17 protein-coding genes are annotated in these 18365 nt (G+C 66.7%); 10 read left to right on the top strand and 7 right to left on the bottom strand.

The features are described 5' to 3' along the window. Positions 1 to 46: 46 nt before the first annotated feature. Positions 47 to 997: a prephenate dehydratase gene (pheA, locus tag ACLQ62_RS03895; RefSeq protein ID WP_411720360.1), complete on the bottom strand. Its 951-nt coding sequence runs from the start codon at positions 995 to 997 to the stop codon at positions 47 to 49. A gap of 139 nt (positions 998 to 1136) precedes the next feature. Here pheA and ACLQ62_RS03890 point away from each other — a divergent pair, with 139 nt between their 5' ends. The 3 genes from ACLQ62_RS03890 to ACLQ62_RS03880 all read left to right on the top strand — a co-directional run bounded on the left by ACLQ62_RS03890 (position 1137) and on the right by ACLQ62_RS03880 (position 5655). Next, positions 1137 to 2492, top strand: a complete 1356-nt coding sequence (locus ACLQ62_RS03890) for an alpha/beta hydrolase (protein ID WP_411720359.1) — start codon at positions 1137 to 1139, stop codon at positions 2490 to 2492. A 41-nt stretch (positions 2493 to 2533) separates the two neighbouring features. Next, positions 2534 to 4153 (top strand): phosphoglucomutase (alpha-D-glucose-1,6-bisphosphate-dependent), encoded by a 1620-nt coding sequence (gene pgm / locus ACLQ62_RS03885; RefSeq protein WP_411720358.1) that lies wholly within the window; start codon positions 2534 to 2536, stop codon positions 4151 to 4153. Between the two features lie 113 nt (positions 4154 to 4266). Beyond that, the gene (locus tag ACLQ62_RS03880) at positions 4267 to 5655 is read left to right on the top strand and encodes an MFS transporter (protein ID WP_411720357.1); all 1389 of its coding nucleotides are present in this window, start codon (positions 4267 to 4269) and stop codon (positions 5653 to 5655) included. A gap of 89 nt (positions 5656 to 5744) precedes the next feature. On the opposite strand, the gene ACLQ62_RS03875 is transcribed toward ACLQ62_RS03880, so the two are convergent. Then, positions 5745 to 6425: an SGNH/GDSL hydrolase family protein gene (locus tag ACLQ62_RS03875; RefSeq protein WP_411720356.1), complete on the bottom strand. Its 681-nt coding sequence runs from the start codon at positions 6423 to 6425 to the stop codon at positions 5745 to 5747. A 46-nt stretch (positions 6426 to 6471) separates the two neighbouring features. Continuing rightward, positions 6472 to 7401 carry an amidase domain-containing protein gene (locus tag ACLQ62_RS03870; RefSeq protein WP_411720355.1) on the bottom strand — a complete coding sequence of 310 codons (930 nt, stop codon included), beginning with the start codon at positions 7399 to 7401 and terminating at the stop codon, positions 6472 to 6474. A gap of 164 nt (positions 7402 to 7565) precedes the next feature. On the opposite strand from ACLQ62_RS03870, the gene ACLQ62_RS03865 reads away from it, so the two are divergent. The 4 genes from ACLQ62_RS03865 to sufU all read left to right on the top strand — a co-directional run bounded on the left by ACLQ62_RS03865 (position 7566) and on the right by sufU (position 11974). After that, positions 7566 to 8972, top strand: coding sequence for a GH1 family beta-glucosidase (locus tag ACLQ62_RS03865; protein ID WP_411720354.1), 1407 nt, complete (start codon positions 7566 to 7568; stop codon positions 8970 to 8972). Between the two features lie 26 nt (positions 8973 to 8998). Then, positions 8999 to 10009: a LacI family DNA-binding transcriptional regulator gene (locus ACLQ62_RS03860; protein WP_411720353.1), complete on the top strand. Its 1011-nt coding sequence runs from the start codon at positions 8999 to 9001 to the stop codon at positions 10007 to 10009. A gap of 208 nt (positions 10010 to 10217) precedes the next feature. Beyond that, entirely contained in the window at positions 10218 to 11531 is a 1314-nt protein-coding gene (locus ACLQ62_RS03855) for a cysteine desulfurase (RefSeq protein WP_411720352.1), read from the top strand. Beyond that, positions 11528 to 11974 (top strand): Fe-S cluster assembly sulfur transfer protein SufU, encoded by a 447-nt coding sequence (sufU, locus tag ACLQ62_RS03850; protein ID WP_411720351.1) that lies wholly within the window; start codon positions 11528 to 11530, stop codon positions 11972 to 11974. The genes ACLQ62_RS03855 and sufU overlap by 4 nt, the downstream gene beginning before the upstream one ends. 133 nt (positions 11975 to 12107) lie before the next feature. Here sufU and ACLQ62_RS03845 read toward each other — a convergent pair whose 3' ends face one another. From ACLQ62_RS03845 to ACLQ62_RS03835, 3 genes are all read right to left on the bottom strand, one after another. Next, on the bottom strand, positions 12108 to 12230 hold the full coding sequence (locus tag ACLQ62_RS03845; RefSeq protein WP_411720350.1) for a hypothetical protein: 123 nt from the start codon (positions 12228 to 12230) through the stop codon (positions 12108 to 12110). Between the two features lie 300 nt (positions 12231 to 12530). Then, a complete protein-coding gene (locus tag ACLQ62_RS03840) occupies positions 12531 to 13427 on the bottom strand; it encodes a DNA-methyltransferase (RefSeq protein WP_411720387.1) in 897 nt (298 codons plus the stop codon). 224 nt (positions 13428 to 13651) lie between these two features. Further along, on the bottom strand, positions 13652 to 14701 hold the full coding sequence (locus tag ACLQ62_RS03835; protein WP_411720349.1) for a biotin/lipoate A/B protein ligase family protein: 1050 nt from the start codon (positions 14699 to 14701) through the stop codon (positions 13652 to 13654). 62 nt (positions 14702 to 14763) lie between these two features. Between ACLQ62_RS03835 and ACLQ62_RS03830 the strand changes: the two genes are divergently transcribed. After that, positions 14764 to 15387: a histidine phosphatase family protein gene (locus ACLQ62_RS03830; RefSeq protein WP_411720348.1), complete on the top strand. Its 624-nt coding sequence runs from the start codon at positions 14764 to 14766 to the stop codon at positions 15385 to 15387. Positions 15388 to 15403: 16 nt separating this feature from the next. Here the strand turns inward: ACLQ62_RS03830 and ACLQ62_RS03825 are convergent, their stop codons facing one another. Further along, positions 15404 to 16279 carry an alpha/beta hydrolase gene (locus ACLQ62_RS03825; RefSeq protein WP_411720346.1) on the bottom strand — a complete coding sequence of 292 codons (876 nt, stop codon included), beginning with the start codon at positions 16277 to 16279 and terminating at the stop codon, positions 15404 to 15406. Positions 16280 to 16386: 107 nt separating this feature from the next. Between ACLQ62_RS03825 and ACLQ62_RS03820 the strand changes: the two genes are divergently transcribed. Further along, on the top strand, positions 16387 to 16812 hold the full coding sequence (locus tag ACLQ62_RS03820; RefSeq protein WP_411720345.1) for a MarR family winged helix-turn-helix transcriptional regulator: 426 nt from the start codon (positions 16387 to 16389) through the stop codon (positions 16810 to 16812). A gap of 5 nt (positions 16813 to 16817) precedes the next feature. Next, positions 16818 to 18236 carry an MFS transporter gene (locus ACLQ62_RS03815; RefSeq protein WP_411720386.1) on the top strand — a complete coding sequence of 473 codons (1419 nt, stop codon included), beginning with the start codon at positions 16818 to 16820 and terminating at the stop codon, positions 18234 to 18236. The last annotated feature ends 129 nt before the right edge of the window (positions 18237 to 18365 follow it).

Genomic DNA, 18365 nt, shown 5'->3' with positions numbered 1-18365 from the left:
ACGATCTGTCTGGAGCCTAGCGAACAGGGGCAGCCGCGGCGAGCGCTCAGGCCTCGGGTTCGCCGGTGATCAGGCCCCGCAGCCAGTCGCGGGCCTCGACGAACACGTCGTCGGAGTACTTCGGATCGAAACTGATCGATGCCTTGTCTGCCCGGGGATAGGACCCGAGGAAGATCACCCCAGGGCTGAAGCGGCGCACGCCGAGCAGCGCGTCGGCGACTCGTTCGTCGCGGATGTGGCCGTCCGCGTCGATGATGAACCGGTACCGGCCAAGCTCGTCGCCGATCGGACGCGATTCGATGAGGCTCATGTTGACGCCGCGGGTCGAGAACTGTTCGAGGAGCTCCAGCAGGGCGCCGGCACGGTCAACCGGCAGTTCGGCGATCAGGCTGGTCTTATCGGCACCGGTCGGCTCAGGCAGCTGGGTCGTCTTGCTGACGAGGAGGAACCGCGTCACCGCGTTCGGGTTGTCACCGATGTTTTCGGCGAGCACGTCGACGTCGTAGTGGGCGACGATCCCGGGCGGCGCGATGGCGGCATCCGCGAGGTCGTTCTCCAGCAGAGCGGATGCTGCGGCCACGTTGCTCGTCGCGGGGATGTGCCCGTGCTCCGGCAGGGTCGCATCCATCCAGGCGTGGCATTGCGCGTACGCGACCGGGTGGGCGTTGACCACCTTGACGTCGGCGAGCACCGTGCCGCGGCGCGCAACGAGGACGAAGTTCACCGGCACGAGGTATTCACCGATGATCCGGAGCCCCGGCATGGTGGCGAGGGCGTCCTGGGCAACGGACACGCCGCCCTCGATCGAGTTCTCGATGGCGATGACTGCAGCGTCGCTGCGACCCTCGAGAACATCGTCGAGCGCTTCTCCCACGTTGTTCACTGACCGCCAGTTCTGGCCGACCGCCTCAGGGACCTGGGCGAGAGCCGCCTCGGTGAATGTGCCGCGAGGTCCGAGATAGCTGTAGGTACGGGGCGCGGGGCGGGTCTCTGGCATGGACTTCAGCCTACTCGTCACGCCCGAATGGGGAGTGTGCGTGCGGGGCTCCGACCGGTAGAGTTGCGGGAGTGTACCCGCCGAATCTTTGAACGGCGGGAGCGACATTCGGGCGTCGTGGAACTGAGGGTGGAACTCGGTGAGTTTGTGGGGGGTAGCCAGGGGGACGGTTTCGCACCGTATCGCCCCGATTTTGCGTGCGTTCGGCGGGGCTGCGACGGCGCTCGCTGTCGGAACTGCCGCGCTCGGAATGCTGCCGGATCCCGGAGCCTCTGACGCCCCTTCGGCCCTCGTCGCCACGGAACAGGTGCCGTCGACCGGCACGGATTTCGCTGTTCAGTTCGGCGGTCGGGTATCCGCCGCCGCCGAAATCCTCGCTACGTTGCCGGCCGCTCAGGTTGCCGCGCTGTGGACCGACTTGCCTCGGCACTTCGCCGGCGAGCTGATCGAGGAACGGCCGGATGTCATCGGCAATCTCGAGGGGGCAAGCTACGCCGACCGGGACCGCGCGAACATCCGCCGCCTGGCCACGGTGCAGCGAGACGCTGTCGCAGCCGAGCAGCTGGCCCTCTCGCAGCTTCGCTCCCCCTCCTTACGGAACGCCTCCGCGTTGACGGTAGCTGAGGCATCCGCGCGGGTCGAAGCGATCGACGTGCTGCTCGGGCTGTTCAGCGACGCACCATCGAACGATGCCCGCCGTTACCTGCTCAGCCTCGACGCCTCCGTCGACGGCCCGCCCCTCGCCGCGATCTCCGTCGGCAACCCCGACACGGCGTTGTACACGACCTACTTCGTGCCCGGAATGAACAGCAGCGTGCTCCAGGCCGAAGATTACCTGCGCGGCGTCACGCGGATCCAGCAGGCCTCCGCGGCGAGCGCCGCAGTGTTGTGGCTCGGCTATGAGAGCCCCGGCCCCGTCGAAACCGTATCGACGGCGCGCGCAGAGGCCGGGGCCGTTTTGCTCGGCGCCGCTCTCGACGGATACGACGCCTACCGAAACGCCGTCGGCCTCGACTCCGAGCTGACCGTCCTCGCCCACTCCTACGGTTCGACCACGGCAGCCATCGCCCTCGCCGGCGCGGACTACTCGGTGAGCTCGTTCGTGATGATCGGCTCGGCCGGCGTCCCCTCCCACATCAGGGTCGGGGACCTCCAGGTGCCGGCTGGACGTGTCTATGCGTCCGAAGCGACGGCCGACGGGCTCGCCGCAAAGGGCCAGTTCTGGTCGGGGCGCACGAACCCGGCGTCGGTCGAGTGGGGCGCCCAGCTGTTCAGCAGCAACGGGACCACCCTCGCCGACGGAACGATCCTCGCGGCCGTGCAAGCCCACGATGTCGTCGGCGCGGATCACGAAGCCGACTCAGAGAAGTACCTGGGCGACGGCACTGAAAGCCTCTACGGCATCCGCAAAATCGTCACCGGCCAGCAGTACGACGTCGCCCCCGTCGCACCGCCGTCGACCGGCTCGACCATCCTCGCCTCCGCTGCGAAGTAATTCCCCGACCGATGCCGATGGCGTGATGCCACAATGGGTGCATGACTGACCGCGCAGGAACCCCAGCAGCCGAGTCCGACCTCGTCGACGTCCCCGCTCTTCTCCATGCATACTTCGAGTTGAAGCCGGATGTTTCGATCCCTGAACAACGAGTGGTGTTCGGTACATCCGGGCATCGCGGCTCCTCGCTCAACACCGCCTTCAATGAGCACCACATCGCCGCCACGACTCAGGCGATCGTCGAATACCGGGCCGACCAGGGCATCACCGGGCCTCTGTTCATCGGCTCAGACACCCACGCCCTGAGTCACCCCGCACAGACCACCGCCCTGAAAGTGCTCGTCGGCAACGATGTGCGGGTGCTCGTCGACGAGTTCGACGACTACGTTCCTACGCCGGCGCTGAGCCACGCGATCCTGGCCTGGAACAACTCGGGCGTCGAAGAGCAGGCCGACGGCATCGTCGTCACGCCCAGCCACAACCCGCCGGGGGACGGCGGATTCAAGTACAACCCGCCGCACGGCGGCCCTGCCGACAGCGACGCCACGAGCTGGATCGCCAACCGTGCCAACGAGATCATCGAAGCGGGCCTGATCGACGTCAACATGGCCGAGCCGAGCGCCGTCGAGACCTACGACTTCCGCAGCAGATACGTCGAGGACCTCGGCACCATCATCGACATGGATGCCATCCGCGAGTCAGGCATCCGCATCGGCGCCGACCCGCTCGGCGGCGCAAGTGTGAGCTACTGGCAGGCCATCGCCGACCGGTACAACCTCAACCTCACCGTGGTGAACCCTCACGTGGATCCGACCTGGCGGTTCATGACGCTGGACTGGGACGGCAAGATCCGGATGGATCCGTCGTCGCCGTCGGCGATGGCATCCGTTCTCGCCCACCGCGACGAGTTCGACATCCTCACCGGCAACGACGCGGATGCCGACCGGCACGGCATCGTCACGCCCGACGGTGGTCTGATGAACCCGAACCACTTCCTCGCCGTCTCGATCGACTACCTGTACCGCAACCGCTCCGGGTGGGGAGCGGATGCCGCCATCGGCAAGACCCTCGTCTCCAGTTCGATCATCGATCGGGTCGCCGAGTCGCTCGGGCGCCGGCTCGAGGAGGTGCCTGTCGGCTTCAAGTGGTTCGTACCCGGGCTCGTCGACGGCTCGGTCGCGTTCGGTGGGGAGGAGAGCGCCGGGGCGAGCTTCCTCCGCAAGGATGGGACCGTCTGGACCACCGACAAGGATGGCATCCTGCTCTGCCTTCTCGCGGCGGAGATCCTCGCTGTGACCGGCAAGACCCCGTCCGAGTTGTACCGGGAATTGACCGAGAAGTATGGCGACCCGGTCTATGAGCGCGTCGACGCCGCGGCGACACCGGCGCAGAAGTCGGCGCTCGGCAAGCTGGACGGCGAAGCGATCCTGGCGACGGAGCTTGCCGGAGATCCGATCCTCGCCAAGCTCAGCAAGGCCCCCGGCAATGGAGCGGCCGTCGGCGGCGTCAAGGTCGTCACCGCGAATGCCTGGTTCGCGGCTCGGCCGAGCGGAACCGAGGACGTGTACAAGATCTACGCCGAGTCGTTCAAGGGCCAGGAGCACCTCAAGCAGGTCCAGGCCGAGGCGAAGCTGATCGTGGACGCGGCCCTCGGCGGGTAGCGGCTCGGCTCGCTTCCCGGAGAGCGGTGTTGCTGTCGTAGACGAAATCATATACGTTCGAGGAACCTACCGGGTCGAACCGTCGACCCGCCCTTTCTGACGAAGGAGTCAGCGTGTCCCGGACGCATCCCCCAGCGAAGAACGAACGCCGCAAGGTTCTTGGCGCCGTCGTCGTCGGCACCACGATCGAGTGGTACGACTTCTTCATTTACGCCTTCATGGCGAACCTTGTCTTCGCGCAGCTGTTCTTCCAGCCGGCTGGCCCCGCGATGATGCAGATCCTCTCGCTCATCACGATCGGCATCTCGTTCCTCTTCCGCCCGCTCGGCGCCGTCCTCGCCGGCCACTTCGGCGACAAGATCGGGCGTCGCCCGATGCTCGTGCTGACGCTGCTGCTCATGGGCCTCGCAACGACGCTCGTCGGCTTCCTTCCCACCTTCGAGCAGGCGGGCTGGTTCGCGCCGATCTTCCTCATCCTTCTCCGCGTGCTGCAGGGCATCTCGGCGGGCGGCGAGTGGGGCGGCGCTGTGCTCATGGCCATCGAGCACGCCCCCACGGGCCGCCGCGGCCTCTTCGGCTCGTTCGTGCAGGCAGGCGTGCCGCTCGGCATGCTCCTCGCGACCGGCGTGCTCGCCGCGATCCGCGCGCTGTTCCCCGGCGACTCATTCCTCGAGTTCGGCTGGCGCATCCCGTTCTTCGTGTCGATCCTGCTCGTCGTCGTCGGCTACATCGTGCGTCGCTCGGTGGACGAGTCTCCGGTCTTCCTGGAAATCAAGGAAACCGCTCACCAGGCGTCAGCGCCCATCAAGCAGGTCTTCCGCAAGTACGGCAAGGTCGTGATCTTCTGCGCGCTGGTGTTCATGGCGAACAACGCCATCGGCTACATGACGACCGGTGGTTTCGTGCAGGGCATGGCATCCCGCCCCGTCGACGCAACCCCGCCCGGCCTCGGATTCGACCCCGTCGGCGTCCAGCTTGCCGCTTTCGCCGGCTCGCTCTCCTGGCTGGCGTTCACTTTCGTGGCCGGCTGGGCATCCGACCGCATCGGCCGCAAGAAGCTCTACCTGATCGGCTGGGGCGTGCTGGCGGTGTGCACCGTCCCGCTGTTCCTGCTCGTTCAGCAGGGCGTCTGGGGTGTGGCCCTCGGGACCATCCTGCTGGGCGCGGGCCTCGGTCTCACCTACGGCGCACAGGCCGCCTGGTACGCGGAGTCGTTCCCCGCATCGGTGCGCTTCTCCGGCGTCTCGATCGCCTACGCGATCGGTGCGGTCATCGGCGGCGCCTTCGCGCCGACGATTGCCCAGGCGCTGCTGCAGGCGACCGGCTCCACGTGGGCGATCATCGGCTATCTGCTCGCGACCGTCGTCATCTCTGTGATCGGCACGCTGCTGCTGAAGGAGCGCAACGACATTCCACTGTCGATCGATTTCGAGAAATCAGGCCGCTGGGAGACCTGGAAGACGGGCGACCCGGTGGTCGCCGAGGCCGTTTCGACGCGCTGACCGTGACACGAAGGGGGTCCGCCGGAAGGCGGGCCCCTTTTCGCGTGCGCGACAGCCCGTGCAGCGAAATTGGCGCTCAGGGCAGCCGCTCACAGCCGGAGCTTCTCGAGCTCCTCGTCCATCCGTTCAGCGATCTCGGTGTGCCCGGCGTCGTTCGGGTGGATCCCGTCTGCGGCGATCCACTCGGGGTGCCCCTCGAGCCAGCGTGAGGCTCCCGGAATGTAATCCGCGCCGACGTCGGAAGCGGCATCCCGGACCCAGCCGATGATCGTGTCGACGGATGCCGGCCGCTCGTCCGTGTACCAGAACGGCTCAACGACGACGAGACGTGCGTCGGGCAGTTCGTCGGCGAAGGTGTCCAGGTCATCGCGGATGGCTGTCTCAATTTCCGAGGCCTGGCCCGGCATCGCGAAGTTGTCATTGAGACCCATGGTGACCAGCACGATGTCGGGATCTTCGGCGACGATGAGGTCGACCAGGTCGTCCCCGAGCAGATCGCGGTTGATGACGTAGCCCAGCCCGTCCACGCTCGGATTGACCTCGGCCCAGCCTCGATCCTTCGAGACCTGCGTCGACCACCGGAAGGCGGGGTCGCTCACGCCGGTGCCCCGCGTGTACGAGTCGCCGTAGAACGCCGCGACCGGCTGCCCCGGTGTGCGAGACGCTCCGCCACCGTCGTCTGGGCCGCTCAGCGAACAGGCGGCCAGCGAAGACGTTGCGAGTGCGAGCGCGAGCGCGGCCAGGAGCCGGGTTGCTGCAGGTGCCGCCATGCGATTTCGCTCCCGTTCCGTTCTGAGGTGGGCGCCGAGGCACCGATTACGCGGGAATGCTCCAGAACCAGGCGGTCCCACCCGGGTGCTCGGCGTTTATGACGGTGTCGAGGTCGCGGTAATCGCCGTCTTTATTGTGGCTGACAAAGGCGATTTTTGTCTCGCCATCGACAACCTGCACACTTGAGACGAGCATCACGTGGTCCGGGATGTCGTTGAGGTTCCAGTCGAAGATCGCAATGTCTCCGACCTTCACCTGATCGCGCTGGTCGATGGTCAGCTTCGTCAGGCCGAGGCTCGCGTCGCTGGCGAGCCACTTGTCCATCGCCGGCACATATCCCCAGGCGGGACTCCAGTCGGCGAGAGTGGCGGCGGCGTTCTTGTTGAACCAGGTGTCGTTCTGCGTCCAGCCCCGCTGGATCAGCGTCTGGCTGACGAAGTTGGCGCAGTCCCCGCCGACCGGGTTGAGGTTGCCCCACTCGTCCGAGTTGTAGTCGTTCCAGTGCCTCAGCGCGTACTGCATCTGTGCGTCCACTCCGGTTTCGACGGCGTAGCCGTAGTTCAGCGGGGCGGCCTGTTCGATCACCTCGTCGTCGCTGGAGACGACGACGGCGGCATCCGTCGGCTGGTAGTGCAGGGCGGCAGGCGCGACCGCGGTCACCGTGCCATCATCGGTGACGGTCACGTCCGAGGCCGGGACGCCGCCGATGGTGACGTTCGTGACATCCGCAAGCCCCGTTCCGGTGAGGGTGATCGGCGTTCCGCCGGTCACCGATCCGCTCGCCGGTGAGATCGCGGTCACTGTGCTCACCTCGGCGGGGGTGGACGTGCTGCTCGCCGTCGGCCGTGGTTCTTCCGGGGCGACCGATGCTGAGCATCCCGCCCAGAGCAGCGCCGAGCTCGCCACGATGGCCACAGCCGCGGTGCGGCGGGATCGAACCCGGGGGCTGATTGGTCTGCGGGCGCTACTCGGCACGGTACATCCTTCAAAGAAACTGCGGTGAATCTCCATGGTAGGCGAGGGAAGTGGACTGTTCCTGATGACTCGCTTGACAACGAGCGGGTTCGCGCCGTAGCGTGTGCGGGAATTCTTGAGAGCGCTCTCAGCCTGTCGGGACCCCATGCAAAGGAGCTGCGTCCGTGACCTCCAACTTTCCTTCCACCTTCCTCTGGGGGTCGGCGACCGCTGCCGCCCAGGTCGAGGGCGCAGCGCACGAGAACGGCAAAGAGGATTCGATCTGGGATGCCTTCGCTCGGGTCCCAGGGGCGATCGCAAACGGCGACGACCTCGAGACTGCGGTCGACCACTACCACCGCTACGCCGGTGACGTCGCGATCATGAAGCAGCTCGGCCTCGGTTCGTATCGCTTCTCGACCAGTTGGGCCCGCATCGTGCCCGGCGACCGCGAACCGAACCCGGCCGGCCTCGACTTCTACTCGCGCCTTGTCGACGAGCTGCTCGGTGCAGGCATCCTGCCCTGGCTGACCCTGTACCACTGGGACCTGCCGCAGGCCCTCGAAGAGAAGGGCGGCTGGGCGAACCGCGACACCGCCCTGCGTTTTGCCGACTACGCCGAAACGGTGTACGGCACGCTCGGCGATCGGGTGAAGAACTGGACCACGTTCAACGAACCGTTCTGCTCGTCACTGCTCGGCTACGCCGCCGGCGTGCACGCGCCCGGCCGGCAGGACCCGGCAGCGGCGGTCGCCGCCATCCACCATCAGCATCTCGGCCACGGTCTGGCAGTGAACCGGTTGCGGGAGCTCGGCGCGGAGCAGATCGGCATCACCCTCAACCTCTCGAACGCGATCCCACTCGACGCCAACGACCCGGTCGACATTGAGGCGGCCCGCCGGTTCGACGTGCTGCAGAACCGGGTCTTCCTCGACCCGATCGTCACCGGCGCCTACCCGGAGGACGCCCTCGCCGACCTCGAGCAGTTCGGACTCCGCAAACTCATCCAGCCGGGCGACCTCGAAGTCATCGGCACGAGAATCGACTTCCTGGGCGTCAACCACTACCACGACGACCAGGTTTCGGGGCACCCGGACGACTCAGGAGCCGACGGCCACTCCGGAGCCACCGAAAGGGAAACCCGGTCCTGCTGGATCGGTTCCGAATACATCACCTTCCCCAGCCGCGGGCTGCCTCGTACCGCCATGAACTGGGAGGTGAACCCGTCGGGACTGCACAAGCTGCTTGTGCGCCTGGGCCGCGAATACCCGAACCTGCCACCGCTGTTCGTCACCGAAAACGGCGCGGCATACGACGACGTCTCCGAGGACGGCCACGTGCACGACACCGAACGCACGAAATACATCGTCGACCACGTGCAGGCCGTCTCGGATGCCATCGCTGACGGCGCCGACGTGCGTGGGTATTTCGTCTGGTCGCTGCTCGACAACTTCGAATGGTCCTGGGGATACGACAAGCGCTTCGGCATCGTGCGCGTCGACTACGACACCCAAAAACGCACGATCAAGGACTCCGGGCTCGCCTACGCGCGAATTATCGCCGACGCGAGAACCGGCATCCCGGCCCAATGAAGTGATGCCGTAAAGGGGGCGGCACGATGAACACACCGGCGAAGTCTCCAACCCTCGAGATGGTCGCAGCGCGCGCCGGCGTTTCGCGTGCCACCGTGTCGCGCGTCGTCAATGCCTCGCCCACCGTCACTGCTGAGGTCGCGGCGGTCGTTCGTGCGGCGATCTCCGAACTGAATTACGTCCCCAACCGGGCGGCGCGTTCGCTGGCCAGCCGCAAGACGCAGGCGATCGCGCTCGTCGTGCCTGAGTCAACGGCCAAGGTGTTCGCCGACCCGTTCTTCGCCTCGGTGGTGCAGGGCGTGGCCCTGTATCTCGCTGACACGGACTACACACTCAACCTGCTCATCGCATCCGAGATGACGTCGGACAAGACCAGGCGCTACCTGCTCGGCGGTAACGTCGACGGCGCCCTCGTCGTCTCCCACCACTCCGGCGACCACTCGTACACCCACCTGGGCCAGAAACTCCCGATCGTGTTCGGTGGCCGGCCTCTCAATTCGAACTCGACGCCCGGCCACTACGTCGACGTGGACAACGTTTTCGGCGGTCAGCTCGCCACCCGGCACTTGATCGAACGTGGCTGCCGGTCCATCGCGACCATCGCCGGCCCACAGGACATGCCCGCGGGCATCGACCGGCTCGTGGGGTGGCGGGATGCCGTCACCGCGGCCGGTCTGGACGACTCCCTCGTCGAGTACGGCGACTACTCACCGGCCGACGGAGCAGCCGCGATGCGACGACTGCTGGACCGACAGGTCCCGATCGACGGGCTGTTCGTGTTCAGCGACCAGCTCGCCGCCGGCGCCTACTCGGTGATCCGCGAAGCGGGACTCTCGATCCCCGGCGACATCGCCGTCGTCGGCTATGACGACGACCGGTATGCCGCCGCCGTGAGCCCGACCCTCACCACCGTGAACCAGGCCCCCGTCAAGATGGGCACCAAAATGGCGGAGATCGTCGTGCGGCTCATCGACGGCGAACAGGTCGACACGGCGACGATCATGCCGACGAAGCTCGTGGTGCGGGAGTCGGCCTAGCTTCCGCCGCGAGTTGCTCTGTTTACAGCGGTTTCACCCACCCTGGACCGCCTCAAAGTCAGCGAATCGCGTGGCGGGGGACGGCTAAGCAGAGGAGAATGGAGGAATACCCCACGGCGCTCCGCTCTTGAAGTGGAGGAGCCCCTGGCGAACGGATGTGACCGCCCCGGCGACATCCGTTCCCCCAAAACAGATCGTGAGTTGCGCAATGCCCCATCCGACCGGAACGACAACGGAGCTGGCACGCCCGCTGGCAGACGCCGAGGTGTTGCTTCTGCGCCGCGACTTCCCCGCCCTGAACCAGCAGGTGAACGGCCGCGACCTCGTCTACCTCGACTCCGGTGCCACCTCGCAGAAGCCCGTCAGCGTCCTCGATGCCGAGCGCTCGTTCTACGAGCACGACAACTCGGCCGTGCACCGCGGCGCTCACACCCTCGCGGCGAACGCCACCGAGCTGTTCGAGAACGCACGAGCCACCGTCGCCCGGTTCGTCGGCGCCCGTGAGAACGAGATCGTCTGGACCTCGAACGCCACAGAGGGCCTCAACCTGATCGCCTACGGCATGTCGAACGCAAGCCTCGGTCGCGGTGGGGCGGATGCCGCGCGCTTCGTCCTCCGAGAGGGTGACGAAATCCTCACCACCGAGGGAGAGCATCACGCCAACCTGGTGCCGTGGCAGGAACTCGCCGCCCGGACCGGTGCGACCCTCCGCCACATCCCCGTCGCCGACGACGGCAGTCTCCGGATGGACGAGGCCGAGAAGCTGATCACCGAGCGGACCAAGCTGGTCGCATTCACGCACGTTTCCAACGTGACCGGTGTGATCAACCCGGTCGAAGATCTTGTTCGAAGAGCCCACGCCGTTGGGGCGCTCGTCGTGCTCGACGCCTGCCAGTCAGCGCCGCACCGCGCTCTCGACCTGGCCGCGCTCGACGTCGACTTCGCCGTTTTCTCCGGCCACAAGATGCTCGCGCCGACCGGAATCGGCGTGCTGTACGGCCGTGCCGAACTCCTGGACGCGCTGCCGCCCTTCCTCACCGGCGGGTCGATGATCACGACCGTGACGCTGGAGGCATCCGGCTACCTGCCCTCTCCGCAGCGATTCGAAGCCGGCACCCAGAAGGTGTCACAGGCCATCGCCCTTGCTGCCGCCGTCGACTATCTCTCAGCCGTCGGTATGGACCGGATCGAGCAGTGGGAGTCGGAGCTCGGCGCCCGGCTGGTCGACGGCTTCAGCGCGATCCCCGGCATTCGCGTGCTCGGCCCAGCGGCCGGTGCGCACCGTGCCGGGCTTGTGAGCGTCGACGTCGACGGTGTGCACGCGCACGACGTCGGCCAATTCCTCGACGACCGCGGCATCGCCGTGCGCGTCGGGCACCACTGCGCCCAGCCGCTGCACCGCCGATTCGGCGTAACCGCGTCGACGCGGGCAAGCGCCTACCTCTACAACACGACCGCCGACGTGGATGCCGCCATCGACGGCATGGCCGCGGTGCGTTCGTTCTTCGGGGTGACGTCATGAGCGGCGACCTGGCGGGTCTGTACCAGCAGGTGATTCTCGACCATTCGAAGGAGAAGCACGGTTTCGGTCTGGCACCCTCCGCGGATGCCTCGAGCCACCAGCTCAACCCGACCTGCGGCGATGAACTCACGCTGCAGTTGCACGTCTCCGACGGCGTGATCAGCTCGGTGACCTGGGAAGGCGCCGGATGCTCGATCTCCATGGCCTCCGCGTCGCTCCTTCACGATCTTGCGCCAGGGCTGACCCTCGTCGATGCGCGGCAACGGATCGCCCTCTTCCGGGAGCTCATGCAGTCCCGCGGCGCCGGTGTCGAGGATGAGGACGAACTCCTCGGAGATGCCATCGTGCTCGAGGGCGTCTCCAAATACGTGGCCCGGGTGAAGTGCGCGATGCTCGCCTGGGTGGCGCTCGAGGCCGACCTGGCGCAGCTCGACGCCGCCTAGGCACGGCGGCGCAGCCCGCCGCACACCTGGTCGGCAGCCGAACTCAGCTTCTCGCGCGGGAGGTTTTGCCTCGCGCTGGTGTCACGGCACCCGCGGGCGGCAAATCCACCCGCGCGAACGCACTCGGCGCCGCTCAGCCGGGGTGCGGCACAACCTCCGCCGCCAGGAACTCGAGGTGGTCGAGGTCGCTGAGGTCGAGGATCGGCAGGTAGACGGTCTCGACGCCATCGTCCTGCAATGCAGCCAGGCGGTCCACGACCTCAGACGCCGTCCCGGCGAGCCCGTTCGGCGCAGCTCGGCCGGTTCACGACCGATCGCCCCGGCCCGGCATACGTACTCCGCCTCGTTCACCCCGGCGGCGGCAACGAAGGGCGCCGAGTAGACCAGCTCGTCCGGGTTGCGCTCGATGGCCTCACACGTAGCAAGTGGTCGCCCATGAGCATGTAGTGGTCGCTGCGGAAGAACGCATCGAAGCGGAGCCGCTCGGCGGCCTGCGCGACAGCGAGGATCTCGTCGTAGCTGGCACCCTGCTGGGGTTCGGAAAAGATCCGGAACCTCACGCGGTCGGTTCCTCCTCGGGCTCGGGCGCCTCGATCCACTCGACCGGGATGCCGGCCAGCCGCTTCTGCATGACGGTGATCGCTTCAGGGTTCTGATCGATGAGGACGAACTCGCGCCCGAGTGCGGCAGCCACTGCCCCGGTGGTGCCGCTCCCGGCGAAGAAGTCGAGCACCCGGTCGCCTTCACGGCTGGAGGCCTGGATGATCCGTCGAAGCACCCCAACGGGCTTCTGCGTCGGATACCCGGTCTTTTCTTTGCCGGTCGGCGAGACGATGGTGTGCCACCAGACGTCGGTCGGCAGCTTGCCGCGCTCGACTTTCTCTGGGGTGACCAGGCCGGGAGCCATGTACGGTTCGCGGTCGACAGCATCCGAGTTGAAGTAGTACCGCTTCGGATTCTTCACGTAGACGAGGATCGTGTCGTGCTTGGTGGGCCAGCGGCTGCGGGACTTGGCGCCGTAGTCATAGGCCCAGATCAGCTCGTTGAGGAACGCGTCGCGACCGAAGATCGCGTCGAGGAGCACCTTCGCGTAGTGCGCTTCGCGGTAGTCGAGGTGGAGGTACAGGGTGCCGTCGTCGGTGAGCAGACGCCAGGCCTCGACAAGCCGCGGCTCGAGGAACGCCCAGTAGTCGTCGAAGGCGTCGTCGTAGCGTTTCAGCGCGCCACGGATGCGCTCGTAGCTCTGGCCCTTGAACCCGACGGTGCCACCGGCTCCCGGTTCGGCGCGGACGCTGCTGGTTTCATGGCGTTGCTGTTGGCGCCCGGTGTTGAAGGGCGGGTCGATGTAGACGAGGGTGAAGGATTCGTCGGGCAGCGTCGGCAGAATGTCCAGGTTGTCGCCGACATACACGACGTTCACGGCCGAAGCTGTGGCCGGCAGGTCCGCGGGAATCGACACGGTCGGGTCGAGGATGCTTCCGGGTCCGTCCCCGGGGATCGGGGCGGGCGCCGGGGCGCGAGTTTCGCGGTCCCGTTCGATCCGCGCCACCTGCCGGGTCGGGGCGAAGACCTCGTCGATCACGCCGAGCGCGCTACCGGTTGTGGTGCCTCTTGGGCGCTTTCGCGCCTTCGGGGTGTACTCCTCCGGAAGTTTCTCGTCCGGAATCAGATCTTCGCTCACGGAACCCGATTCAGCCAGGCTTCGGAGGCGAACTTCGACTCGGCGAGGCCCTCAGCGGCAGCATATTCCTCGGGTGTTATCTCCCCGCTCGTCGCCCCGGTGAGCGAGACGAAGGTGTTCTTCATCCGGTCGATGATCTCCGCCCGGCTGAGTCCGGTCTGGCTGCGGAGCGGGTCGACCCGCTTGGCCGCGGATTTTGTGCCCTTGTCGCTGAGCTTCTCACGGCCGATCCGCAGCACCCGAGCCATCAGCTCGCCGTCCATGTCGTAGCTCATCGTGACGTGGTGCAGCACTGCTCCGTTGCCGAGGCGTTTCTGGGCGGCACCACCGATCTTGCCCGCGGTGCTGGTGATGTCGTTGAGCGGCTGGTAGTGCGCGTCGATCCCGAGGGACTGCAGCGCGGTGAGGACCCAGTCGTCGAGGTAGGCGTAACTGTCGGCGAAGGTCATGCCCTGCACCAGTTCGGCGGGCACGTAGAGCGAGTAGGTGATCACCTGCCCCTTTTTCATGAGCATGGCGCCGCCGCCGGAGATCCGGCGGACGACCTCGAAGCCGTTCTCTCTGGCCTGCTCGAGATCGACTTCGTTTTTCACCGACTGGAAGCTGCCGATCACCACAGCGGATTCGTCCCACTCCCAGATCCGCAACGTCGGCCCGCGCCTTCCGGCACCCACCTCGGCCGTGAGCACCTCGTCCAGCGCCAGGTGGACCCGTGGAGAGACAGCCTCTGAGTGGATCAGCTGCCAGTCGAAATCCTTCCAGTCCGCAGCGCCGGCGAGCGACCGGCGGATGGCCGTGCCGACCGACTCCGGGCTGAAGCCCAGCAACGTCGCCCCGTCGGGGAGCCCCCGGTGGATCGCGGACGCCAGCGACGCGGCATCCGTTTCGACCGGAAGTCCTTCAACGGCGCGGTTGATCGCGTCGAGTGCGGAATCCGGTTCGAGGAAGAAGTCACCGGCGAGCCGGAAATTGCTTATTCGCCCGTCGACGATGTCGAGGTCGACGACGACGAGTTTTCCGCCCGGAACCTTATACTCACCATGCATGCGTTCAGCCTAGTCTCGGCCGCTCCGGGCGGGACCGGGCCGGACGGGAGCAGAATGGGTACATGACGACACTCTTCCTGGCCCGGCACGGCGAAACCGTTTGGCACGCAGAACACCGGTACGCAGGGATGGCAGACGTCGAACTGACCGACGACGGGGTGCGCCAGGCTGAGGCCCTCGCGCTGTGGGCGGCAGACGCGCGACTCGACGCGGTGTACTCTTCGACCCTGAGCCGCGCTGTGCTGACGGCGGAACCGAGCGCACGGGTGCTCGGCGAGATCGTCGAAACCGACCCGGATCTGTGCGAAGTCGCCTTCGGCGTCGGTGAAGGGCGGACCCTCGACGAGTTGCGGCCGGAGTATGCGGATGCCGTGGACGCGTTCGTCGCGCGCCCGGCGGAAGCTGTCCTGCCGGGAGGTGAGCGCGGTGTGGACGGGATCACCCGTTACCTGCGGGCCTTCGATCGGATCGAAGCGGCCTTCCCCGATGGCCGCGTCCTCGTTTCCTGCCACGGCACTGCGCTGCGGCTCACCCTCTGCGCGCTGCTCGGGATCGACCCGAACCGCTACCGCGACCTGATGCCCGCTGTGCAGAACTGTGCGGTGACGGCGATCTCTTACATCGACGGCGCGGCCCGGCTGTACGCGTTCAACGTGCCTGCCGACGTCGCCGCCCACCGGTACTGATCGGACCGGCGCCGGTTCAAGCCTGCGGCGCCGTGTGCCGATCCAGCCAGTCCACGAGGTCGGCGATGATCTCGTCGCGGTTCGTCTCGTTGTAGATCTCGTGCCTGCAGCCCGGGTAGATCTTGAGGGTGACATCACTGAGCTTCGCCCGCTTCATGTAGGCGTCGCGCAGCAGGGTCAAGCCACGGGTGCCGCCGAGCGGGTCCTCAGCACCGCCCTGGATGAGCATCGGGATGTCGCGTGGCATCGTTCTCGGCGGACGCCCGAGGAACGCGAACGCCTGCACCGGGGTCCACGCCGGGGTCACGGCGATGTCGAAGTTGTGCTCGTCCGCCGTGAACGCAGCCCAGACCGCTTCGTCGCGGCTCAGCCATTCCAGGCCGGTAGCCGTCGGAGAGGTCCACTTTTTGTTGTAGTTGCCCGTGCCGATGACGCCGGGCACCGCAAGGGATGACCCGCTGAGCACGACGGCGTCGTAGATACTCGTGCGGTTGATGATCTTCTGGCCCATCAGCGAACCCCAGCTGTGGGCGAGAAGCACGAGGGGCGTGTCGGGGTAGTCGGCCCGAAGCCGCTCGCCGACCAGCTGGACCGACGCGATCGCGGCCTTGGTGCTCTGCTCGCCGAGTTTGCCGACGCCGAGATGGTTCAGCCCGGTCAGGCCGTGTCCGCGGTGGTCGTCGGCGACGACGGTGTACCCCGCGGCGTTGAGGTCTGCGGCGAGCGCCGCATACCGGCGGGCGTGCTCGCCGACGCCGTGGCTCAGGTGGATGACCGCTTTCGCGTCGACCGTCGGCCACAGGTAGTAGTAGATCGTGACCCCGTGCGCGTCGGTGAGGGTCCGGGTTTCGGGCGCCGAGGCATCCGCCCCTGTCTGATCGTCATCGGCCATTCCCCCAGCGTAGTGAACCGGCCACGTCGACCGGCAGATCCGGTGCTTAATTAGCATCGCTAAGCACACCTTTACCTTTGCTAATGAATTTGCTAGACTTGGCTTCCGTGGCAAAAACAATCGCGGAGCAGGCGGCAGACCTGCGCATGGGAACCTTCCGGCTCGCTCGACGCCTTCGCAACGAACGTGCGAACGACGAACTGAGCGACGGGCAGTTCTCGGTGCTCGGCGGCCTGTACACGCACGGACCCCACACCCTGAGCGGCCTGGCCGAACGTGACCACGTTTCGGCGCCGTCGATGAACCGCACGGTGAACTGCCTCGAGGAAGAGGGCTACCTCACCCGGATCACCGACCCGGCAGACAAACGCCGGGTCACCATCGAACTGACGGATGCCGGCACGGCGATCGTCAAGGAAACCGTCAAGAAGAGAGACGCCTGGCTTCACCACCAGCTGCGAGCCCTCGACCCCACCGACCGAGAAACCCTGGCGAAAGCCGCAGACCTGATGAGGAGACTCGCCACCCAGTGAGTGCAATGTTCCGTTCTCTCTCGAGCTACAACTACCGGTTGTGGTTTATCGGCGCGCTCGTGTCGAACATCGGCGCGTGGATGCAGTCGACCGCCCAGAGCTGGGTGGTGCTCACCGTCCTGACCGACAACGACGCCGTCGCCGTCGGCATCACCATGGCCCTGCAGTTCGGCCCCCAGCTGTTGCTCGTGCCGATCACCGGCCTCATCGCCGACCGGTTCGACCGGCGCAAGATTCTCATGCTCACCCAGTCGGCGCTGATGCTCCTCGGCGTCGGCCTTGGATTGCTGCTGCTGCTCGGCCACGCCGAACTGTGGCATCTCTACGTTTTCGCCCTCCTGCTCGGCATCGTCAACGCCCTCGACGGCCCGGCGCGGCAGACCTTCGTCTCCGACCTCGTCGACGAGCACAACATGTCGAACGCCGTGGCCCTCAACTCGGCCTCATTCAACGCCGCCCGGATGATCGGCCCCGCTCTCGCCGGCCTGCTCATCGTGGTCATCGGTTCGGGCTGGGTGTTCATCGTCAACGCCGCCACCTTCCTTGCCGTGCTCTTCGCCCTGTACAAGCTCCGCACAAGCGAGCTGCGAACCCACCCCCGGGCACCGCGCCAGCGGGGTCAGCTCGCCGAGGGGTTCCGCTACGTGCGGTCGCGGCCTGACCTCCTGGTCATCTTCATCATCGTCTTCATCATGGGCGCGTTCGGCATGAACTTCCCGATCTTCGCGTCGACGATGGCGGTCGAGCTCGGCGGAGACGCCGGCAGCTACGGCCTGCTCTCCTCCATCCTCGCGATCGGCTCGCTCACCGGCGCCCTGCTCGCCGCCCGGCGTGACCGGGCCCGCATGCGCGTCATCATCGGGGCCGTCGGCCTGTTCGCGGTTGCCGCGTTCGTGGCATCCGTCATGCCGACGTTCTGGACCTTCGCCGCCGCCCTCATCTTCATCGGCTTTGCCACGGTCACCATGCTCACCACCGCCAACGCCTTCGTGCAGACGACATCGGATGCCGCGGTGCGCGGCCGCGTGATGGCTCTCTACATGGCGGTGCTGATGGGTGGCGCACCGTTCGGGGCGCCGATCGTCGGTGGTATCGCGAACGCCTGGGGACCGCGCTGGGCGCTGGCCGCGGCGGGCGTCGCAGCCCTGCTCGCCTGCGTGTTCGCGTTGACCTGGGCAGTGATGGCACGGAACCTGCGGGTGCAGCTGCACCCGGACTCCCGGTGGCGGCTCGTCGTCACGCACGCCGGCAGGACGCTGCCGGTGTCATCGATCGTGCCAGAGGACTTCTCCGAGCAGATCGCGTTCACCTCGCCGATCTCGTTGCCGGCTCTCTCCGGGCAGAAGCGCCGCACTCGTCCGGCCGGGGCCGACGATGTCTCGCCCGCGAAGGCTCGCGCGGGTGAATCCGCCGAGCGCGCGTGAAGTTCGCTGCTTGCCAGGATGGTCGTGAGACATCTGGTGAGGGTGTGGGGAAAGCGAAGTAGAACATGAGCGAGATGATGATTGTCGGCCGGACCGCGAGTGGGAGCCGGTCGTATCCGTTGTCGTTCC

The sequence above is a fragment of the Mycetocola sp. genome (genome assembly GCF_046716805.1).
Classification (GTDB): domain Bacteria; phylum Actinomycetota; class Actinomycetes; order Actinomycetales; family Microbacteriaceae; genus Mycetocola_A.
This window is presented reverse-complemented; position numbering and strand designations above follow the sequence as displayed.